1 protein-coding gene is annotated in these 638 nt (G+C 66.1%); it reads left to right on the top strand.

What is annotated here, in order from left to right; genetic code table 11:
• Positions 1–638 (top strand): acyl-CoA dehydrogenase family protein (locus EN925_RS38635; protein WP_281040715.1); only part of this gene is annotated, 638 nt, incomplete at both ends.

The following is a 638-nucleotide window of genomic DNA, read 5'->3' as shown; positions in this document are numbered from 1 at the left end:
TGCTTCCTCGTACCGCGCGTTCTCGGTGACGGCTCGGGCAACGGCTTCCGCTTCCAGCGGCTGAAGGACAAGCTCGGCAACCGTTCCAACGCATCCTCCGAAGTCGAATTCGTCAATGCCATCGGCGAGATGGTCGGCGAACCCGGTGCCGGTGTGAAGACGATCATGGACATGGTGACGCTCACCCGGCTCGATTGTGCCATCGCCTCGTCGGCGATCATGCGCGCGGGCCTCGCCGAGGCCGTTCATCATGCCCGCCATCGTCAGGTGTTCGGTTCGACCCTGATCGAGCAGCCGTTGATGCAGCGCGTGCTGGCCGACATGGCACTCGATGTCGCCGCCGCCACCGCACTGTCGTTCCGGCTGGCGCGGTCCTTCGACGAGGCGGCCAGCGACCGCGGTGAAGCGGCGTTTGCCCGCGCCATGACGCCGGTCGTCAAATACTGGGTCTGCAAGATCGCGCCGCCTTTGCTCTATGAGGCGATGGAGTGCCTCGGCGGCAATGGCTATGTCGAGGAGGCGCCGCTCGCCCGCTATTATCGCGAGGCCCCGGTCAACGCGATCTGGGAGGGCTCGGGCAATGTCATGGCGCTCGACGTGCTGCGCGTGCTTGGCCGTGCGCCCGGCCTGTTCGAGGA

The organism is Mesorhizobium sp. M7A.F.Ca.US.006.04.2.1 (assembly GCF_004022915.1).
Lineage (GTDB): Bacteria > Pseudomonadota > Alphaproteobacteria > Rhizobiales > Rhizobiaceae > Mesorhizobium > Mesorhizobium ciceri.
Note: the sequence above shows the minus strand (reverse complement) of the source record. Positions and strands in the feature narration are given on the sequence as shown.